This is a genomic window from Enterobacter cloacae complex sp. IR5412, assembly GCF_049237385.1.
Lineage (GTDB): Bacteria > Pseudomonadota > Gammaproteobacteria > Enterobacterales > Enterobacteriaceae > Enterobacter > Enterobacter intestinihominis.
In genome coordinates, this window is record NZ_JBMKHQ010000003.1 from 72,045 (window position 1) to 90,478 (window position 18,434).

Sequence of the window (18,434 nt, forward strand, 5' to 3'; positions counted from 1 at the left end):
CGACGTTACGGCCGATGGACGTGTCGATAACGTGGAAATCCTGTCCGCACAGCCGGCGAATATGTTTGAACGTGAAGTTAAATCGGCCATGCGCAGGTGGCGCTATGAAGCCGGTAAACCCGGCAATGGGTTGATTGTGAACATTGTCTTCCGCCTGAACGGCGGGGCACAGATGGAATAAAAGAAGCCTCCGCAAGGAGGCTTTTTTTTACCTGAGGATCAGCTCCGTGGGAGCTGGCGGGGCTTACCGTCGCTATCCACTGCCACGTAGATGAACAGGGCCTCCGTCGCCTTATAGCGCTGACCAATCGGTTCAGAAGAGACTTTTTTCACCCATACTTCAATGTTAATGGAGATAGACGTATTGCCGCGTTTTACGCAGCGTGCGTAACAGCACACCACGTCCCCCACCGCGACGGGGCGCAGGAAGGTCATGCCATCGACCCGGACGGTTACCACGCGCCCGTGTGCAATCTCTTTTGCCAGGATTGCACCGCCCATATCCATCTGCGACATTAACCAGCCGCCAAAAATATCGCCATTGGCATTCGTATCCGCAGGCATTGCCAGTGTGCGTAAAACCAGTTCGCCCTGTGGGGCGTCATTTGTTGTCATTGTTTTTAAACTCGTAACTGAAGACTTCAGGCGGGATGCTACTATGATTTCTGGCTGGAGAGAATAGGGTTAGCGCCCGCAGCGCGGGCGCCTGAAGGTCAGAAGGACATGGTTACGCCAGCGTAATAGGCGCGGCCCGGTTCGTTATAGGTAGATGCACCGTCATTTTCACGGTAAATCTGCTTGTCAAAGAGGTTGCTGATGCCGGCATTCAGGCGCAGGTTTTTGGTCAGCTGATAGTTACTGCCGATACCCACGATGGAATACGCGCCGATCTCTCTGTTGGACATCGCATTTTCCTCTTTGCGGATTTCAGCGTTTTCTCTGGGCTTCTGGCGGCCGTACATCGTCCAGCTTACGTTGGCTGAAAGCTTGCTGTTAACCTCCCAGTCCAGCATGGTGTTGACGGTATATTTGGGGATAATCGACAGCGGATTACCGGTGTCTTTACTTTCAGACTGAATCATATACGTCGCATTAGTACGCCAGGTTAGCGTGTCGCGAATAACAGGGACGGTGAGGTTGCCTTCCAGACCTTCAACAACGGCCTTACCGCCGTTCTCCCATTGCAGGATATTTGCGTCGCTGCTTGTCTGCCCCAGCACGTCCGTTCCTGAAACGATCTTGTTTTTGTAATCATTGCGGAACCAGGTAATTCCAGCCTCGTAGCCTTCCAGGGCAAAGGCCAGGCCGATCTCTTTGTTCACGCTGATTTCCGGATCCAGATCCGGGTTACCTAACAGATAACAGCTTCCTTCGGAAACGTTATTCGGGCAGCCATTGCCGCGGGTGGAAAGCAGATAGCCTTCGCTGGATTGATACAAGTTTGGCGCTTTAAATACCCGAGCGATACCCGCTTTAACCTTGAACATGTCACCCAAATCCTGAGAGAGGTTCAGGCTCGGACTCCAGTTGCTGCCAAATTGATTGTGATAATCAAAGCGGAGCCCTGGGATCAGGTTGGTGCCCTGACGCGCTTCAATATTGTCCTCAAGATAGATGCCGGTGAGGTCAGCGCTGTTTTTGCTGTTGCGCTCAGAAGCCGTGCCGGGAACGCCGTTAATCACTTCTCCCGACACATTTGTCGACTGCATTGAGGCCGGATCGTTCAGTTCATCACGGTTCCATTCTGCACCCACGGTTAGCGTCTGTTCGACCAGCCAGAAGAAAGGAATGTTCAGTTCACCCGTTGAACGGTATGACTCCAGCCGGCTGGTATCGTATTTATCGCTATTGATCATCCCTTCAACTTTGCCCGTAGAGCCTTCTTCCAGTCGGGTGTTGTTGGTCTTTTCATAATAAACCCCGAACTTTGACTGACCCCAGTCCCAGATGCCGTTGTGCGTAATGCCATAAGACTGGCGGTACATTCGGTTGGTTTCGTGTCCATACAGAGACGACACCAGACCGTCAGGGCTGACGTTGCTGTTGCTGTATTGAGTATCACCCGCGTAGATATTGCCCTGGCGGCTGTAGCTGTAGTCGAAATCGATAATCTGCTGTGGCGTGAGTTTCCAGGAGAGCAGGGCATTAATGTCCTTGTTACGTACGCCCTCTCGCCCGGCGGCGTAAGAGCCGTTTTGCGCGGTGTTGATGTCCTGAGCATCTGCGTCGGTTTTGTTGATGTTCCCGTACAGGCGCATCGTTAACGCATCGCCCGCGAGGGGGCCGCTCAGATCAAAATTAGCGCGTTTCGTCGCCCCCTCTTTATCATTTTCAGGCTGGTTAGTGTACAGGGAGAGGGAGCCGTGCCAGTCGTTGGACGGGCGTTTGGTAATGATGTTGACGACGCCGCCGGCAGCCCCCGAACCATAGCGGGCGGCAGCTGGTCCCCGGAGCACTTCAATACGCTCAACCATCTCTGGCGGAACCCAGTTGGTGTCCCCGCGGGTGTCGCGCTCCCCGCGCCAGCTGTAGCGCACCGAGTTACGTGACGTCACCGGCACACCGTCAATCAGAATCAGCGTGTTCTCTGGCCCCATACCGCGGATGTCGATCTGACGGTTGTTACCACGACTGCCTGTCGCGCTGTTTCCGGTGAGGTTAACCCCGGGCATTTTGCGAATAATTTCCGAAAGATCGTTAACCGGTGGATCCTTTTCTATGTCCTTTGCCGTGATGATGGAAACCCCCGGCTGTTGCTTTAGGGCCTCTTCAGCGGTTGCCTGAACGACCATTGTTTCACCATCGGCGAGAGGATCTTCCGCTGCGTGCGCGCTCTGGTATAGCGTTGAAAGAATGGCGAGCGTAAGTGTAGCCGGGGCAAATCTTATTATGTTATTCATCAACTCATTTCCATTTGTTAAAAATGCGATGAAGAATATTAATGATAGTGATTCTCATTACAATAAAGCGACAGCAATCTCCATAAAATCTTCATGATTCAGACATTTTCGCAGGAAGGTTGTGGAGAAAAGGGAAGGCGGGAAAAGAGGCCAGACCGCGTGACGATCTGGCCAGAAGGATCAGTGCTTGTCATCCTGCGGCATGTGGCGATAAATATAAACGCCGCTGAGTAGGGTGAAGATAAGGGTCAGCGCCGTCAGGCCAAACACCTTGAAGTTGACCCAGATATTCTGCGGCAGCCAGAATGCGATATAGATATTCGCCAGACCACACAGAATAAAAAATAGCGCCCAGGCGATATTCAGACGCCCCCACACAGCCTGCGGCAGCGTCAGTTCTTTCCCCAGCATGCGCTGAATCAGCGGCTTCTTCATCACCCACTGGCTGATGAGCAGCGCGCCCGCAAACAGGCCGTAAATCACTGTGACCTTCCATTTGATAAATTCATCATTGTGGAAGAACAACGTCAGACCACCAAACACCGCCACCATCAGGAAAGTGATGAGCGCCATCTTTTCAACTTTGCGATAGCGAACCCAGCTGTAAATCAGCACCACAGCCGTTGCCACAATCAGCGCCAGCGTGCCGGCATAGATGTCGTACAGCTTATAAAAAGCGAAAAATACGATCAGCGGTAAAAAATCAAGAAACTGCTTCATTCTGCGATCCCGGTTACTGACGAATTAACATGTACAGGCGGAACAAATAGACCAGCAGTACAGCTGAAATCAGATTGCTCAGCGTATTGGCGACAACCGCGCCGACGTTTGGCGTTAATACCGCAAAATTCGGCGCAAACAGCAACAGTAGAGTCTTGGCCAGCAACCAGCTGATAACGGCCGGGGCGACCAGACGCATATTCGCCCACGCGAGCCTTATGCTGCTGCGCATGGCGGTGAAAATACCCATTTTGTCCTGCACAACCATTACTGGCGCAAATGAAAGCACGATAGCCAGCAGCACGCCCGGAACGACAACCAACATTATCCCCATCTGGACCAGCAGCGTGGTCAGGAAGATGAGGATAAACAGTTTCGGCAGCACCGGAGCACTGGCCCCGATGGCACGTAACGCGCTGACGCGTTGGCCGGCAGACACCAGCTGGATCATCAGCAACACGCCACCCGCCAGAATGGCGTTGCCGATCAGCCCCGAGAAGGTAGATGCCGCAGATGCACGCAGCAAGATTTGCTGTTGCTCTGGCGTCATATTCTGCACAAGGTCAAATAACCCTGCGCTGCCTGCAAGATGATCCCCCTGGCTCAGCGAGGCAATCTGTTCATCACTGGGTGAGAACGCATGACCCAGCACCACCGTAATAAAGGCGCACAACAACGCGATCAGTAAAAAAGTAACGAACTGATTGCGGAAAAAATTTCCCGTGTCACGGTAGACAGACTTCGCCGTGATAGACATGCACTCTCCTTGAGTATTGCAGGTGTTAATTAGCCGGCAATTGTACACCGGATAACACGCTGGTGGCAGCATCAAGGCTTGTATGGAAAAGCATATCTTTGTAAAGCGGCGGTAATCCATAGCGGGCGCGGGCGCGATTGCATGCCTCATTGACCTGCCCATCCACTCCCGACATCGCGAAAGTGCGACACGGGCTGGGGCGATCCGCGTAAATGGAACAGCGGGTGGATACCCCAGGTTCACCTTGCAGTGCCACACAGCGGCTCTGTTTTTGGTTGGTGCCGCGCATGCAACGCAGGAAAGGGGTCAAGGGTTCAGTGAGATCAACCGGAACGGTGCCGCCGCCATCGCTGGCTTCAGCCCAGTAGAAAGAGACTCGAAAATACGCACAACAGGCTCCGCACGTCATGCACGGGTTATGATCACTCATGGCACACCTGCAAAAGTAGAACGCATCAAATCAGATTGTGAGAGCGATAAATTATCCAGCCGCTACAGGAAGCGCAAGAGAGGAAAAACAGAAAATTTTTTAACTATGAAATGCCAAAAATTGACGCGGTAACAACTTATTGCTTTATGAGGCGTCACCAAAAATTAACCTAGATCAATGAATGTTAACTTACTGGTTTTAATGTGATCTGTGTTAGATCACTTATTACTCATTTGTGAGTATATTCTCCTCCGCAATTAAAACCACAACGATGGAGCGGATATGAAAAAATTAGCGGTGGCAGCCCTTATCTTAAGCAGTCTCTCTGGCGGCGCGTACGCACATGAAGCAGGTGAATTCTTTATTCGTGCCGGTTCGGCAACGGTGCGTCCAACGGAAGGTTCCGACAATGTACTGGGTATGGGCGGGTTTAGCGTCAGCAATAACACCCAGTTAGGCCTGACATTCACGTATATGGCTACGGATAACATTGGCGTTGAGCTTCTGGCCGCCACGCCATTCCGTCACCGCGTCGGTTTAGGGCCGACCGGGGACATTGCTACGGTGCACCATTTACCACCAACCCTGATGGCGCAGTGGTACTTCGGCGATTCCAGCAGCAAGTTACGCCCTTATATTGGTGCAGGCGTTAACTACACCACCTTCTTTGAAGAGAAATTTAACGATACCGGTAAAGAGGCTGGGCTATCCGATCTCAGCCTGAAAGACTCGTGGGGCATGGCGGGGCAGGTTGGTCTGGATTATCTGATTAACCGTGACTGGCTGATCAACGCCTCGGTCTGGTATATGGACATTGATACAGACGTGCGCTTTAAAGCTGGCGGTGAGCAGCAGAGTATCAGTACCCGTCTGGATCCATGGGTATTTATGTTCTCAGCAGGTTATCGTTTCTGACAGAAGATATATCCCCGGTCAGCCGGGGATTGCTGTATGGTGGTTGTTCCACATACCTGGCTGGAGGGGATATCCCCAACATTAAATTTGAGTGTCCGGTTTGTGCAGGTAAACAGTTTCAGTTCACGACGTTCAGCCCAGCACATAGCCTACCTCACGGTGCTATCTGTTCCGTTTGCGGAACACGTCTCACCACTCATTCATGCCTGCCGAAACTCAGACGACGACGGTGGCCAAAGCCAGTAAACTAGATAAGGCCTCTGAGAGGCCTTTTTCGATCGTGAAATCACTTCTGAATTAAATAACGAATCGTTGGTCCGTCCTGCTGGATATCCAGCACGGTATAGCCGTGATTTTTGGCATCAAGCGGAATGTTATTGATCGACTGGGGGCAATCGCTCACCACTTCCAGAATTTCACCTTTCTTAAGCTGCGGTAACGCCTCAAGCGTGGCAACGGCCGGGTAAGGGCAGGGTTCACCCACCATATCGAGACGATAATCAGGCACGATCTCTTTCATGCGGCATTCTCCTGAGTTTCAGTTTTGACGGTGGCACGCCGGAAGAAGCGCTTTTCTTGCGCAATAACCAGTAAGAAGGAGATAAGCAGCAGGGCGTAGGTCACCATGAGCCCCCCGAGTGGACCAAAGGTATTCAGCAAATTGACCTTGTCCCAGTTGGTTGCCAGTACTGGAGAGACGTCATCCCAGTAGTACGCCAGGAGGGTTGAGCCAATCACGTTACCCAGACCAACCCACCAGTAATGCACCTGGCCTTCCACGGCGCGATACATCCAGCCAGTTTCACACCCGCCCGCCAGCACGATGCCAAAACCAAACAGCAGCCCGCCAATGACCGCATTAGGACCGGCCCACATGATTTTCGGCTCAACGCCGAGCTGAACATAGCTAAAGATCCCGATCGCGCTCACGGCCATCCCGGCAATAATGGCTTTCGCCATCATGGTACGTCCGGTGATCCACATATCGCGAAACGCGGAGGTAAAGCAGATCTGCGCGCGTTCAATCAGCAGACCAAAGCCGACGCCGAACAGCATGGCCAGACCGAGTTTGGGCTGATTCATCGCCGTGCAAATCGCCCAGGCAACCATAGCAAAAAAGACCAGCATACCGAGGCGGAAGCGACGACGCGCCTGATCGGTTTTTTGCGTTAACGGAGATGCAGCGCTAACTTTCGTCATTTTCACCGGAATGCGGAACAGTGGCAGCAGGGTGAACTTTGCACCGAAATATGAGCCTATGGCGGTGGCGACGGCAAAGAACCAGGCATGCAGCGAGAACTGCGGAATACCGGTAAAGAACGCGGCCAGATTACAGCCCATCGCCAGGCGGGCGCCAAACCCGGCAATGATACCGCCGACCACGGCCTGCATAATGCGGATGCGGCTTTTCGGCATGCGCAACTTAACGTTGTTGGCCCACAGCGCGGCCGCAAAACATCCGCCAAACATGCCAATGATCATCATTCCGTCGATGCGGGTCAGCGGTGAGCCCTCAAGATGGATCAGTTTGAAGTAACCCCACTCTTCGGCATGAACGCCTGCCAGCTGTAATAGCTGCCCACCCCAGCGGGTAAACTCGCCCGTAACAGCCCAGAAGGTGCCGGTAATACCGAAATAATAGGTAGAGAGAATGCCTGCCGCGATAACGGCCGGAACAGGTGACCAGAACTTAACCAGGTAAGTCTGTTTGAAGGAATGCCAGGACATGAATAACCTCTGAACTCAGAAGGGTAACGCTAAAAAGAGCCCAGATCATACGCTTACGCGAAAGTTTGAAAAGTCATTCACACCGAAAATATCGACAGGATCAATTTTGACCTGCTTCTTTCAGGAAGAGATAAGGGAAAACCGCCTGACGCCGGGGCCAGACGGTGTTAACGGTTACGCCTTGTGTGTGGCCGCTTTCATGGATGTGACGAATGCGTGTAACTCAGCCAGCATCTGCTCTGGCTTATCCACATTCTTCTCGATGATTTTCACGATAGCCGAACCGGAAATGGCCCCGGCGGCTTTCGCGTCAATCGCCGCAGTAACCTGATCCGGAGAGGAAATCCCAAAGCCCTGAAGCGGCGGTGCAGCATGGTATTCTGCCAGCTTCTCCACCAGATGATGCAGCGGAAGCGCGGCTTTGTTTTCCGCACCGGTGACGCCCGCACGGGAGAGCAGGTAGGTGTAACCCCGTCCGTAAGAGGCAATCTGGCGCAACAGATCGTCATCGGCATTCGGTGGACAGATGAAAATCGGCGCGACGTTGTGGCGCATCGCCGCCTGACGGAACGGCGCAGACTCTTCAACGGGCACGTCAGCCACCAGCACGGAGTCAACGCCCACGCGGGCGCACTCTGCGTAAAACGCATCAATACCGCGGCTGAACACCAGGTTGGCGTACATCAGCAGGCCGATCGGAATGGTCGGGTGCTTCTGGCGAATCGCCGCCAGCATTTCGAAGCACTGGCCCGGCGTCACGCCCGCAGCAAACGCGCGAAGCGTCGCGTTCTGGATGGTCGGGCCATCCGCCAGCGGATCGGAGAACGGAATCCCCAACTCCAGCGCGTCGGCACCAGCGTCAATCAGGGTATCGATAATCTTCAGCGACAGCTCCGGACCGGGGTCGCCCAGCGTCACGAAGGGAACGAAAGCGCCTTCCTGGCGGGCTTTCAGTTGTGCAAATGCGTTGTCGTAGCGTTCCATCAGATTTCCCCTCGTGCTTTCAGAATATCGTGAACGGTGAAAATATCTTTGTCACCGCGACCGGAAAGGTTTACCACCAGCAGTTGCTCTTTTTCCGGGTTTTCCTTCATCATTTTCAGCGCGTGTGCCAGCGCGTGGGAAGACTCAAGCGCCGGGATGATCCCTTCATTGCGACACAGCGTTTTGAAGGCCTCCAGCGCCTCGTCATCAGTGATGGAGACATAATCCGCGCGGCCGGTGCTGTTGAGGAACGCGTGCTGCGGCCCTACGGACGGGAAATCCAGCCCGGCTGAAATTGAGTAAGACTCCTCAATCTGACCTTCATCGGTCTGCATCATCGGGGCCTTCATGCCGAAATAGATCCCCACGCGACCATGCTTCAGCGGCGCACCGTGCTCGCCCGTTTCAATGCCGTGGCCGGCAGGCTCAACGCCAATCAGCCCAACGCTGGTTTCGTCGATAAAATCGGCAAACATGCCGATGGCGTTAGATCCGCCGCCAACGCAGGCGATCACCGCATCCGGCAGGCGACCCTCTTTTTCGAGGATCTGCGCTTTAGTCTCTTCACCGATCATGCGCTGGAATTCACGCACGATGGTCGGGAACGGGTGCGGGCCTGCCGCGGTACCGAGCATGTAGTGGGCGGTTTCGTAGCTGCCAGACCAGTCGCGCAGCGCTTCATTACAGGCATCTTTCAGCGTGGCAGAACCGCTGTGCACAGGGATCACTTCCGCCCCCATCAGACGCATACGGAACACGTTAGGCGACTGGCGTTCAACGTCTTTCGCCCCCATATAGATGCGGCACTTCAGGCCGAGCAGGGCGCTGGCGAGGGCAGAGGCCACGCCGTGCTGGCCCGCGCCGGTTTCGGCGATAATTTCGGTTTTACCCATACGTTTGGCGAGCAGAGCCTGGCCAAGCACCTGATTAGTTTTATGCGCGCCGCCGTGCAGCAGATCTTCACGTTTAAGGTAGAGCGTGGTTCTGGTGCCTTCGGTCAGGTTGCGGCATTTGGTCAGTGCCGTCGGACGACCGGCGTAGTTTTTCAGCAGGTCAGTAAACTCCGCCTGAAACGCCGGATCTTTCTGCGCGCTCACGAACGCTTCTTCCAGCTGGCGCAGCGCGGGCATCAGGATTTGTGGGACGTACATCCCACCAAACTCACCAAAATACGGGTTAAGTAATGTCGTCATCTTCTCTTCCTTAATATGCACGCAGAGTTTTAAATACCGATGCCAGCTTGCTGGCGTCTTTTATGCCCGGTTGGGACTCTACGCCTGAATTGAAATCGAGGCCGGCGCAGCCGGTTTTGGCTGCTTCCACACAGTTATCGGGGCTTAATCCCCCCGCCAGCAGGACATTGTCCAGCACTTCGCCACGCAGCAGTGACCAGTCGAAACGCTGCCCCGTGCCGCCCTGGCCGTTGTCGAGCACGTATTTATCAACATGCGTAAGGTTACGCGCGGGCAGGATGGCGCCAACGCTTTGCGCTTTCCAGATCTGAACCTGAGGTGCCAGAACATGTCGCAGAGCATCGATGTATGTCTGATCTTCATCGCCATGTAGCTGAACCGCGCTCAGGGATAACGCGTCCGCTTTCGCCGCAACGTCGTTAATATCCGCATTGCGGAACACGCCCACGTAGCTCAGTGGCGCAGCCGCAATCACCTTGCGCGCCTGTTCTTCATTAACGGCGCGAGGAGAGGACTCAACAAAGATCAGACCACCATAGATTGCGCCCGCCTCATACGCCGCCTGCGCATCCTGTTCACGGGTCAGGCCGCAAACTTTGTTCTCACCCAGCAGCACGCGGCGCACGGCCGCATTAAGATCGTCGTGTTCCATCATCGCGGAACCGATCAGGAAACCGTTGGCAAAGTGGCTGAGTTCGCGCACCTGAGCGTAGCTGTTGATTCCGGATTCGCTGATCACCGTGACGCCCGCACCCAGACGCGGCGCAAGCTGGCGCGTACGGTTGAGGTCAATCGACAGGTCGCGCAGGTCGCGGTTGTTAATGCCGACCACTTTGGCTTCCAGCGCGATGGCGCGCTCCAGCTCCTCTTCGTTGCTCACTTCGGTAAGCACGCCCATATTCAGGCTGTGCGCGACGGCGGAGAGCTGGCGATACTGTTCGTCATCCAGCACGGAGAGCATCAGCAGGCAGGCATCGGCCTGGTAAAAGCGCGCCAGCCAGATCTGATACGGGTCGATAATAAAGTCTTTGCACAGAATCGGCTGCGGCGCGATGCCGCTGACTACGGGCAGAAAATCGAAGCTGCCCTGGAAATATTTCTCATCCGTCAGCACAGAAATGGCAGACGCATGATGCTTGTAGATACCGGCAATACGCGCCGGGTCGAAATCGTCACGGATCACGCCTTTGGACGGAGACGCTTTTTTACACTCCAGAATAAACGCGGTACGCGCGCCCTGGAGGGCATCATAGAAACGACGGCTGCTCGGAACGACGTCATTCTGAAAACTGGCGAGCGGCTGCTGTTGCTTACGGGCTTCCACCCAGATGGCCTTATCGGCGACGATTTTCGCTAAAACGGTCTGCATTATTTACCCTCTTGCCGCAAGTGCGGTAACGCGATCGTAAGCTGCACCGGAGCGCAGTACGTCCAGAACTTTTTGGGCGTTGGCTTTCAGATCTTCCTCGCCATGTAAACGCATCAGCATGGCTACGTTGGCCGCCACGGCGGCCTCATGGGCGGCCTCACCTTTACCTTGTAATAAGCGCGTGAGAATGTCACGGTTTTCTTCCGGCGTGCCGCCCGCCAGGGCGTCCTGATGGTACGGGGTCAACCCGAAATCAGCGGCCTCAAGCTGATAGTTCAGCACTTCGCCGTTATTCAGTTCGGCCACCAGCGTGGGCGCATGCAGGGAAACTTCATCCATCCCGCCGCTGTGTACCACGGCGGCGCGTTGGTAACCGAGGACGCGCAGCGTCTCCGCAATCGGCAGGACCAGCTCCGGACTGTAAACGCCAATCAGCGCCAGCGGCGGGTGCGCCGGGTTAATGAGTGGACCGAGCACATTAAACAGCGTCCGGGTTTTAAGCTGCTGGCGAACGGGCATAGCGTGGCGGAAACCGGTGTGATACTTCGGCGCAAACAGGAAACAGACGCCCAGGTCATCCAGCGCTTCACGGGAACGCTCGGCGTTCATGTCCAGATTGATACCGAAAGCCGCCAGCAGGTCGGACGATCCGGAACGGCTGGACACGCTGCGGTTGCCGTGCTTCGCCACTTTCAGTCCGCATGCCGCCGCCACAAAGGCGCTGGCGGTCGAAATATTGATGCTGTTGCTGCCGTCGCCACCGGTCCCAACGATATCGGCAAACGGATAGTCCGGGCGCGGGAACGGGGCAGCATTTTCCAGCAGCGCGGTTGCCGCACCGGCGATCTCCTGCGGGCTTTCGCCGCGCACTTTCATGCTCACCAGCGCAGCGGCCAGCTGCTCAGGCTTCAGCTCGCCGCGCACTACGGCGGAGAAAAGCTGGTGGCTCTCCTGCTGGCTCAGGGTCTGGGCCTGATACAGTTTTTCCAGAATCGGTTGCAGGGTGTTGGTCTGCTCCAGCTTTTGCAACGCCCAGTTGAGCGTTTGCTCCAGCAGGCGCGCGCCGTTAGACGTCAGGATAGATTCCGGGTGGAACTGCATCCCGCAGACGCGATCCGCATCGTGACGCACCGCCATCACCATCCCTTCAAACGAGGCGTTAATCGTCAGCCCGGCCGGAATATTGCTGCCGACCAGTGAGTGGTAACGCGCCACCGGAAGCGGGTTCGGCAGACCGGCAAACATCGCCTGACCGTCATGTTCAATGCTTGACGCTTTACCATGCAGGATCTCCCCCGCCTGACCCACGTAACCACCGTAGGCTTCGACAATCGCCTGGTGGCCGAGGCAGATGCCGATAATCGGCAGCTTGCCGCGCATACGGGTCAACAGCTCAGGCATACAGCCCGCTTCGCTCGGTGCGCCTGGCCCCGGGGAGAGCATCAGCACCGGGTTTTGCATGGTCGCCAGACGGTCAATCAGCGTCTGGGCCGGAACGTGGTTGCGATAGATAACGACGTTGTGCCCATTCGCACGCAGCTGATCTGCCAGGTTGTAGGTAAAGGAGTCGATATTATCGAGCAGCAGAATGTCAGCCATCAGAAAATCTCCTGTGCATGGTGTGCGGTAGCAATGGCGCGCAGTACCGCGCGCGCTTTACTGCGGGTTTCGTCGGCTTCCGACTGCGGAACAGAATCCAGCACAATCCCGGCCCCGGCCTGGACGGTAGCAATGCCGTCCTCAACGTAGGCGGAGCGAATCACGATGCAGGTATCGAGGTCACCGTGAGCGGTGAAATAGCCCACCGCGCCACCGTAGCTGCCGCGACGGCGGCCTTCAGCTTCGGCAATCAGCTGCATGGCGCGGACTTTCGGCGCGCCGCTCAACGTGCCCATGTTCATGCAGGCGCGGTAGGCGTGCAGGACGTCGAGGTCGTGGCGCAGCTCACCCACCACGCGGGATACCAGATGCATGACGAAGGAGTAGCGGTCGACTTTGGTCAGGTCTGCCACATAGCGGCTGCCCGGCGTACAAATACGCGCCAGGTCGTTACGTGCCAGGTCAACCAGCATCAGGTGTTCGGAGAGCTCTTTGTGGTCGGTACGCATTTCCAGTTCGATGCGGCTGTCGAGATCGCGGTCCAGGGAGCCATCGGCACGACGGCCGCGTGGACGGGTTCCCGCTATCGGGTAGATCTCAATCTGGCGGCTGGTGGCGTCGTACTTTAGGGAGCTTTCCGGTGACGCGCCGAACAGAGTGAAATCATTGTCCTGCATAAAGAACATGTACGGGCTTGGGTTGCTCTTTTTCAGCACATCGTAAGCCGCCAGCGGCGACGGGCAGGGCAGTGAAAAGCGACGGGACGGCACCACCTGGAAAATCTCCCCGGCACGAATCGCTTTTTGCATCTGACGCACCACCGCGCCGTACTGATCGTCGGTCTGACTCACCTCGCAGGTCATCTTTTCAACACGCTGCACCGGGAGCGCGGGCGGTGCTTCTGACATCTGCTGTTGCAGTTGGCCGATGCGCTGCGCGAGGCGATTTTTCTCAAACACAGATGGCGTGAACAGGCTAGCCTGAATGCGGGTGTATTTTTTCTGATGGTCGATCACCAGCAGGGTTTCGGCCAAGTAGAAGCAGTAGTCCGGGCAGCGGTTACCCTGCTCGGTTTCCGGTAAATCTTCAAAGCCAGCAACCAGGTCGTAAGCAAACAGCCCGCCAAAGAACATTGCTTCGCGCTCATCTTCCGGCACAATGACCAGATTTTGCAGCAGGCGGAAGGCGTCGAAAACGGAGAGTGAGCAGAGGCGGGCATCTTCATCCAGCAACTGGCTTACCGGCGGGAAATGCAGAATTCGCAGGTCCGGATGACGCTCATTTTCAATGCCTGAAGGCAGAGCCGCATCCAGCAGCGGCAGCAGCGACGCGCCATTCTCGGATAACGCCTTAATAGTGACAGTGTCACCCGATGCGGTAATGCGCAGCGCGCTGTCAACCAGCAACAGGCTTTTGAGATCGTCCTTGCTGTCGATATCAGCAGATTCCAGCAGCAGCGTCGCAGGACGTGCACCGCACACCTGATGAAAGAGCGCGGTAGGGTTATGGCGATAGGCCGCCTCGCAGGTCAGCAGTTCGAGGTGGGGTTTGGCTGTTTGCATGTTGTTATTCTCATATTCTGTTCAAAAAAAAGCCCGCTTGGGAGCGGGCCGGGTATCTGTTTGCTTTTCGCAGACGCGTGACACTGCCCGAAGATCAGGAAGTACGCCACCAACCGTGCAGAGCGAAATGTGCTGTCATTTTCAGATACCTTTCTCGTGTGAACTTGCGTACTAGTTAACTAGTTCGATGGCGTGTTGTCAACCCCTGATTTCAGTATTTCGCGGTAAGTCGGTATCATAGGTGCTTCGGATGTCTCCAGACTGTTATGGGAAGTGCTTTGAGCGATACCACCTACGCCGTAATTTATGATTTACACAGCCATACGCAGGCTTCAGATGGCCTGCTGACGCCCGAAGCCCTGGTCCATCGCGCCGTTGAAATGCGTGTCGGCACGCTGGCAATAACCGATCACGACACAACAGACGCCATCCCCGCCGCGCGCGCCGAGATTGCCCGAAGCGGGCTGGCGCTAAATCTGGTGCCCGGGGTCGAGATCTCCACGCTCTGGGAAAACCACGAAATTCATATCGTTGGCCTGAATATTGATACAGAACATCCGGCAATGTGCGCATTTTTGCAAGAACAAAAAGCACGACGCAATCAACGCGCGGAGTTGATAGGCGAACGTCTTGAGAAGGCGCATATCCCCGGTGCGCTGGAAGGCGCGCGCAAGCTGGCGAACGGTGGGGCGGTCACGCGCGGCCATTTCGCCCGTTTTCTGGTTGACGCCGGTAAAGCGACGACCATGGCGAATGTGTTTAAAAAGTATCTGGCTCGCGGGAAAACCGGATACGTTCCTCCCCAGTGGTGTACAATAAAACAAGCTATTGATGTGATTCATCATTCTGGTGGTAAGGCCGTATTGGCCCATCCGGGGCGGTATAATCTTTCTGCTAAATGGCTGAAAAGGTTGCTGGCCCACTTTGCCGAATCCGGCGGTGAGGCGATGGAAGTTGCCCAGTGTCAGCAGGCACCCAATGAGCGTTCGCAGCTCGCGACCTACGCCCGTCAGTTTGGCCTGCTTGGGTCACAGGGTTCAGATTTCCATCAGCCCTGCGCGTGGATTGAACTGGGGCGCAAGCTCTGGTTACCCGCTGGCGTTGAGCCCGTCTGGCAGCTTTGGGAACAGCCACAGCAAATTGAAGAGAGGGAAGTATGAGTCAGTTTTTCTATATCCATCCGGATAACCCACAGCCACGTCTGATTAATCAGGCTGTGGAAATCGTCCGTAAAGGTGGCGTTATTGTCTACCCAACCGATTCTGGCTACGCGCTGGGCTGTAAAATCGAGGATAAAGGGGCGATGGAGCGCATCTGTCGCATCCGCCAGCTGCCGGACGGCCACAACTTCACCCTAATGTGTCGCGATCTCTCTGAGCTGTCGACCTATGCGTATGTCGACAACGTGGCCTTTCGCCTGATCAAAAACAACACGCCGGGAAACTACACCTTCATTCTGAAAGGGACAAAAGAGGTGCCGCGTCGTCTGTTGCAGGAAAAACGTAAAACCATCGGCATGCGCGTGCCGTCGAACCCGATTGCCCAGGCGCTGCTGGAAACCCTCGGCGAGCCGATGCTGTCTACCTCGCTGATGCTGCCGGGCAGTGAGTTTACCGAGTCCGACCCGGAAGAGATCAAAGATCGTCTGGAGAAAGTGGTGGAGCTGATTATTCATGGCGGCTATCTAGGCCAGCAACCGACCACCGTGGTGGATCTCACCGAAGACGCGCCAGAAGTGATTCGTGAAGGCGTGGGCGATGTTAAGCCTTTCTTGTAAGGGTGTAAGCAGATATACTACGCGGCCATCAAAGCAGGGCGTTGCCCTGTTTTTGACCTGATTCGACGCCTGTGAAGGCGACACCTGAGGAAGCTCAATGAGCGAGAAGTTACAGAAAGTGCTGGCGCGTGCCGGCCACGGTTCGCGCCGTGAAATCGAAGCCATTATTGAAGCAGGTCGCGTGAGTGTGGACGGTAAAATCGCCACACTCGGTGACCGCGTTGAAATCGTACCGGGGCTGAAGATCCGCATTGACGGCCATCTTATCTCCGTGAAAGAGTCCGCTGAACAGATCTGCCGAGTGCTGGCTTACTACAAGCCGGAAGGCGAACTGTGTACCCGCAACGATCCGGAAGGCCGCCCGACGGTGTTCGACCGTCTGCCAAAACTGCGTGGCGCCCGCTGGATTGCCGTAGGGCGTCTGGACGTGAATACCTGTGGCCTGCTGCTGTTCACCACCGATGGTGAACTGGCAAACCGCCTGATGCACCCGAGTCGTGAAGTGGAGCGTGAATACGCCGTTCGTGTTTTCGGCCAGGTTGATGAGAACAAACTGCGCGATCTGTCGCGTGGCGTTCAGCTGGAAGACGGCCCAGCGGCGTTCAAAACCATCAAGTTTACCGGTGGTGAAGGCATTAACCAGTGGTACAACGTTACCCTGACAGAGGGACGTAACCGCGAGGTGCGTCGTCTGTGGGAAGCGGTCGGTGTCCAGGTAAGCCGTTTGATTCGTGTCCGCTATGGCGACATCCTGCTGCCGAAAGGCCTGCCACGTGGCGGCTATACCGAGCTGGATCTGACTCAAACCAACTACCTGCGCGATCTGGTTGGCCTTACGCCAGAAACCACATCGAAAGTGGCGGTAGAGAAAGATCGTCGTCGTATGAAGGCGAACCAGATCCGCCGTGCGGTTAAACGTCACAGCCAGGTTAGCAGCAATCGCCGCTCTGGCAGCCGTAATAACAACGGTTAATCTAAAAGCCCGGTGAATATACCGGGCTTTTTTCTTCAGTAATCAATCCCTATTTGCGCTTTGATACCCGCATCGAACGCATGCTTAACCGGACGCAGCTCGCTGATGGTGTCGGCCAGCTCCAGAATGTCCCGATGACACCCGCGCCCCGTGACGATCGCCGTCTGGTGTGCAGGGCGGTTCCTGAGGGCCTCCAGCACGGCTTCCAGCGGCAGGTAGTCATAGGCCACCATATACGTGATCTCATCCAGCAACACCATGTTCAGCGACGGGTCAGAGAGCATTCTTTTGGCATGCTCCCAGACGGCGAGGCAGGCTGCGGTATCTGTTTCCCGGTTCTGGGTATCCCAGGTAAAACCGGTCGCCATCACCTGAAACTCAACGCCATGCGGTTCGAGCAGATTACGCTCGCCGTTGGGCCATTCACCCTTGATAAACTGGATCACGCCCACTTTCTGACCGTGCCCGACTGCGCGGGTGGCGGTACCGAATGCGGCGGTGGTTTTGCCTTTGCCGTTGCCGGTGAACACGATGAGGATCCCGCGTTCGTCCTGGGCGGCTGCCACACGTGCATCAACCTGTTCTTTCAGACGCTGCTGGCGCTGCTGATGACGGTCTTCACTCATTGCGATATCCCCGGTTTGCGGCCTGGCTGAGCATCGAATGTCATTCCGGTTTTACGACGGCTGTCGTCACCCATTAGCCACAGGTAAAGAGGCATAATATCGGCCGGGGTTTTAAGCTTTTGCGGATCTTCTGTCGGGAACGCGCTGGCACGCATTTTAGTGCGCGTACCGCCAGGGTTAATACAGTTAACCCGCAGATGGCGGTTTTGATACTCTTCGGCCAGCACCTGCATCATTCCTTCGGTGGCAAATTTTGAGGCGGCGTAAGCCCCCCAGTTCGCACGACCCTGACGCCCCACGCTGGAGGAGGTAAACACCAGCGAACCGGAATCTGAGTTAAGTAATAAAGGAAGCAAGGCCTGGGTCAGGAAAAACGTCCCGTTGACGTTAACCTGCATCACCTGCTGCCAAATCTCCGGATCCTGTTCATCCATCGGGCGCACTTCGCCCAGTAACCCCGCGTTGTGCAGTACGCCGTCCAGACGCGAATAATGCGTACTAATGCGCTGGGCAAGGGCCTGACATGACGCTGACGTACAGGTCAGCAGATCGAGCGTATACCAGGGCGTGGGGGTACCGCCGGCGTTTTCGATTTCACGGGCAACGGCTTTGAGCTTTTCTTCATTACGTCCCAGCAGAATAAGGCTCGCACCGTATTCAGAATAAGTCAGCGCCGCTTCGCGACCAATCCCGTCGCTGGCACCGGTAACCAGAATGATGCGGTTCTGTAGAAGGTTTTTTTGTGGCTGATAATGCACGGTGGCTCCTCAGGCGCATTGGGCGTGACTTGCACCTTTATTTATGACTTTTCGGCTTTATGCCCGAAACCGCGTCAGAATTCAATCAGTCTACAGGACAGAACGCTGGGAAATTAACAATTTGCAAAGATTTAAACCAGAAA

20 protein-coding genes and 1 other annotated feature are annotated in these 18,434 nt (G+C 55.6%); of the genes, 5 read left to right on the forward strand and 15 right to left on the reverse strand.

The window, feature by feature from the left end; all coding sequences use genetic code 11:
* A partial coding sequence (locus tag ACOTX2_RS06650; RefSeq protein WP_421625893.1) for a TonB family protein occupies positions 1-181 on the forward strand: 181 nt, incomplete at its 5' end.
* A gap of 38 nt (positions 182-219) precedes the next feature.
* On the opposite strand, the gene yciA is transcribed toward ACOTX2_RS06650, so the two are convergent.
* From yciA to ACOTX2_RS06675, 5 genes are all read right to left on the reverse strand, one after another.
* Positions 220-615, reverse strand: coding sequence for an acyl-CoA thioester hydrolase YciA (gene yciA, locus ACOTX2_RS06655; protein ID WP_022648341.1), 396 nt, complete (start codon positions 613-615; stop codon positions 220-222).
* Between the two features lie 98 nt (positions 616-713).
* Positions 714-2,900 (reverse strand): TonB-dependent siderophore receptor, encoded by a 2,187-nt coding sequence (locus ACOTX2_RS06660; protein ID WP_023300271.1) that lies wholly within the window; start codon positions 2,898-2,900, stop codon positions 714-716.
* Positions 2,901-3,080: 180 nt separating this feature from the next.
* Positions 3,081-3,620, reverse strand: a complete 540-nt coding sequence (locus ACOTX2_RS06665) for a septation protein A (protein WP_003856762.1) — start codon at positions 3,618-3,620, stop codon at positions 3,081-3,083.
* A 13-nt stretch (positions 3,621-3,633) separates the two neighbouring features.
* The gene (locus ACOTX2_RS06670; protein WP_023300270.1) at positions 3,634-4,377 is read right to left on the reverse strand and encodes a YciC family protein; all 744 of its coding nucleotides are present in this window, start codon (positions 4,375-4,377) and stop codon (positions 3,634-3,636) included.
* Positions 4,378-4,402: 25 nt separating this feature from the next.
* Positions 4,403-4,807 (reverse strand): YkgJ family cysteine cluster protein, encoded by a 405-nt coding sequence (locus ACOTX2_RS06675; RefSeq protein WP_045621607.1) that lies wholly within the window; start codon positions 4,805-4,807, stop codon positions 4,403-4,405.
* 282 nt (positions 4,808-5,089) lie between these two features.
* On the opposite strand from ACOTX2_RS06675, the gene ompW reads away from it, so the two are divergent.
* Positions 5,090-5,722 (forward strand): outer membrane protein OmpW, encoded by a 633-nt coding sequence (ompW, locus tag ACOTX2_RS06680; protein ID WP_063147220.1) that lies wholly within the window; start codon positions 5,090-5,092, stop codon positions 5,720-5,722.
* Between the two features lie 286 nt (positions 5,723-6,008).
* Here ompW and yedF read toward each other — a convergent pair whose 3' ends face one another.
* The 8 genes from yedF to trpL form a co-directional block, all read right to left on the reverse strand.
* Positions 6,009-6,242, reverse strand: a complete 234-nt coding sequence (yedF, locus tag ACOTX2_RS06685) for a sulfurtransferase-like selenium metabolism protein YedF (RefSeq protein WP_003856774.1) — start codon at positions 6,240-6,242, stop codon at positions 6,009-6,011.
* A complete protein-coding gene (gene yedE, locus ACOTX2_RS06690; protein ID WP_063147221.1) occupies positions 6,239-7,450 on the reverse strand; it encodes a selenium metabolism membrane protein YedE/FdhT in 1,212 nt (403 codons plus the stop codon). Before yedE ends, yedF begins: the two co-directional genes overlap by 4 nt.
* A gap of 174 nt (positions 7,451-7,624) precedes the next feature.
* The gene (trpA, locus tag ACOTX2_RS06695; protein WP_022648335.1) at positions 7,625-8,434 is read right to left on the reverse strand and encodes a tryptophan synthase subunit alpha; all 810 of its coding nucleotides are present in this window, start codon (positions 8,432-8,434) and stop codon (positions 7,625-7,627) included.
* Positions 8,434-9,627 (reverse strand): tryptophan synthase subunit beta, encoded by a 1,194-nt coding sequence (trpB, locus tag ACOTX2_RS06700; protein WP_022648334.1) that lies wholly within the window; start codon positions 9,625-9,627, stop codon positions 8,434-8,436. The genes trpA and trpB overlap by 1 nt, the downstream gene beginning before the upstream one ends.
* 10 nt (positions 9,628-9,637) lie before the next feature.
* Positions 9,638-10,996, reverse strand: coding sequence for a bifunctional indole-3-glycerol-phosphate synthase TrpC/phosphoribosylanthranilate isomerase TrpF (gene trpCF, locus ACOTX2_RS06705; RefSeq protein WP_032624116.1), 1,359 nt, complete (start codon positions 10,994-10,996; stop codon positions 9,638-9,640).
* 3 nt (positions 10,997-10,999) lie between these two features.
* On the reverse strand, positions 11,000-12,595 hold the full coding sequence (gene trpD, locus ACOTX2_RS06710; RefSeq protein WP_022648332.1) for a bifunctional anthranilate synthase glutamate amidotransferase component TrpG/anthranilate phosphoribosyltransferase TrpD: 1,596 nt from the start codon (positions 12,593-12,595) through the stop codon (positions 11,000-11,002).
* Positions 12,595-14,157 (reverse strand): anthranilate synthase component 1, encoded by a 1,563-nt coding sequence (locus ACOTX2_RS06715; RefSeq protein ID WP_063147222.1) that lies wholly within the window; start codon positions 14,155-14,157, stop codon positions 12,595-12,597. Before ACOTX2_RS06715 ends, trpD begins: the two co-directional genes overlap by 1 nt.
* A gap of 23 nt (positions 14,158-14,180) precedes the next feature.
* Positions 14,181-14,275, reverse strand: a sequence feature (Trp leader region).
* On the reverse strand, positions 14,252-14,296 hold the full coding sequence (trpL, locus tag ACOTX2_RS06720) for a trp operon leader peptide (protein ID WP_071524153.1): 45 nt from the start codon (positions 14,294-14,296) through the stop codon (positions 14,252-14,254). Its footprint overlaps the feature before it by 24 nt.
* Positions 14,297-14,435: 139 nt before the next feature.
* Here trpL and rnm point away from each other — a divergent pair, with 139 nt between their 5' ends.
* The 3 genes from rnm to rluB all read left to right on the forward strand — a co-directional run bounded on the left by rnm (position 14,436) and on the right by rluB (position 16,907).
* Complete coding sequence (gene rnm, locus ACOTX2_RS06725; RefSeq protein ID WP_032622438.1) at positions 14,436-15,317, forward strand: RNase RNM; 882 nt, start codon at positions 14,436-14,438, stop codon at positions 15,315-15,317.
* Positions 15,314-15,934 (forward strand): L-threonylcarbamoyladenylate synthase, encoded by a 621-nt coding sequence (locus ACOTX2_RS06730; RefSeq protein WP_003856793.1) that lies wholly within the window; start codon positions 15,314-15,316, stop codon positions 15,932-15,934. The genes rnm and ACOTX2_RS06730 overlap by 4 nt, the downstream gene beginning before the upstream one ends.
* A gap of 97 nt (positions 15,935-16,031) precedes the next feature.
* Positions 16,032-16,907, forward strand: a complete 876-nt coding sequence (gene rluB / locus ACOTX2_RS06735) for a 23S rRNA pseudouridine(2605) synthase RluB (RefSeq protein WP_003856794.1) — start codon at positions 16,032-16,034, stop codon at positions 16,905-16,907.
* Positions 16,908-16,942: 35 nt separating this feature from the next.
* On the opposite strand, the gene cobO is transcribed toward rluB, so the two are convergent.
* Both cobO and ACOTX2_RS06745 read right to left on the reverse strand, forming a co-directional pair.
* Positions 16,943-17,533 carry a cob(I)yrinic acid a,c-diamide adenosyltransferase gene (gene cobO, locus ACOTX2_RS06740; protein WP_023300262.1) on the reverse strand — a complete coding sequence of 197 codons (591 nt, stop codon included), beginning with the start codon at positions 17,531-17,533 and terminating at the stop codon, positions 16,943-16,945.
* A complete protein-coding gene (locus tag ACOTX2_RS06745) occupies positions 17,530-18,291 on the reverse strand; it encodes a YciK family oxidoreductase (RefSeq protein ID WP_022648324.1) in 762 nt (253 codons plus the stop codon). The genes cobO and ACOTX2_RS06745 overlap by 4 nt, the downstream gene beginning before the upstream one ends.
* Between the last annotated feature and the right edge of the window lie 143 nt (positions 18,292-18,434).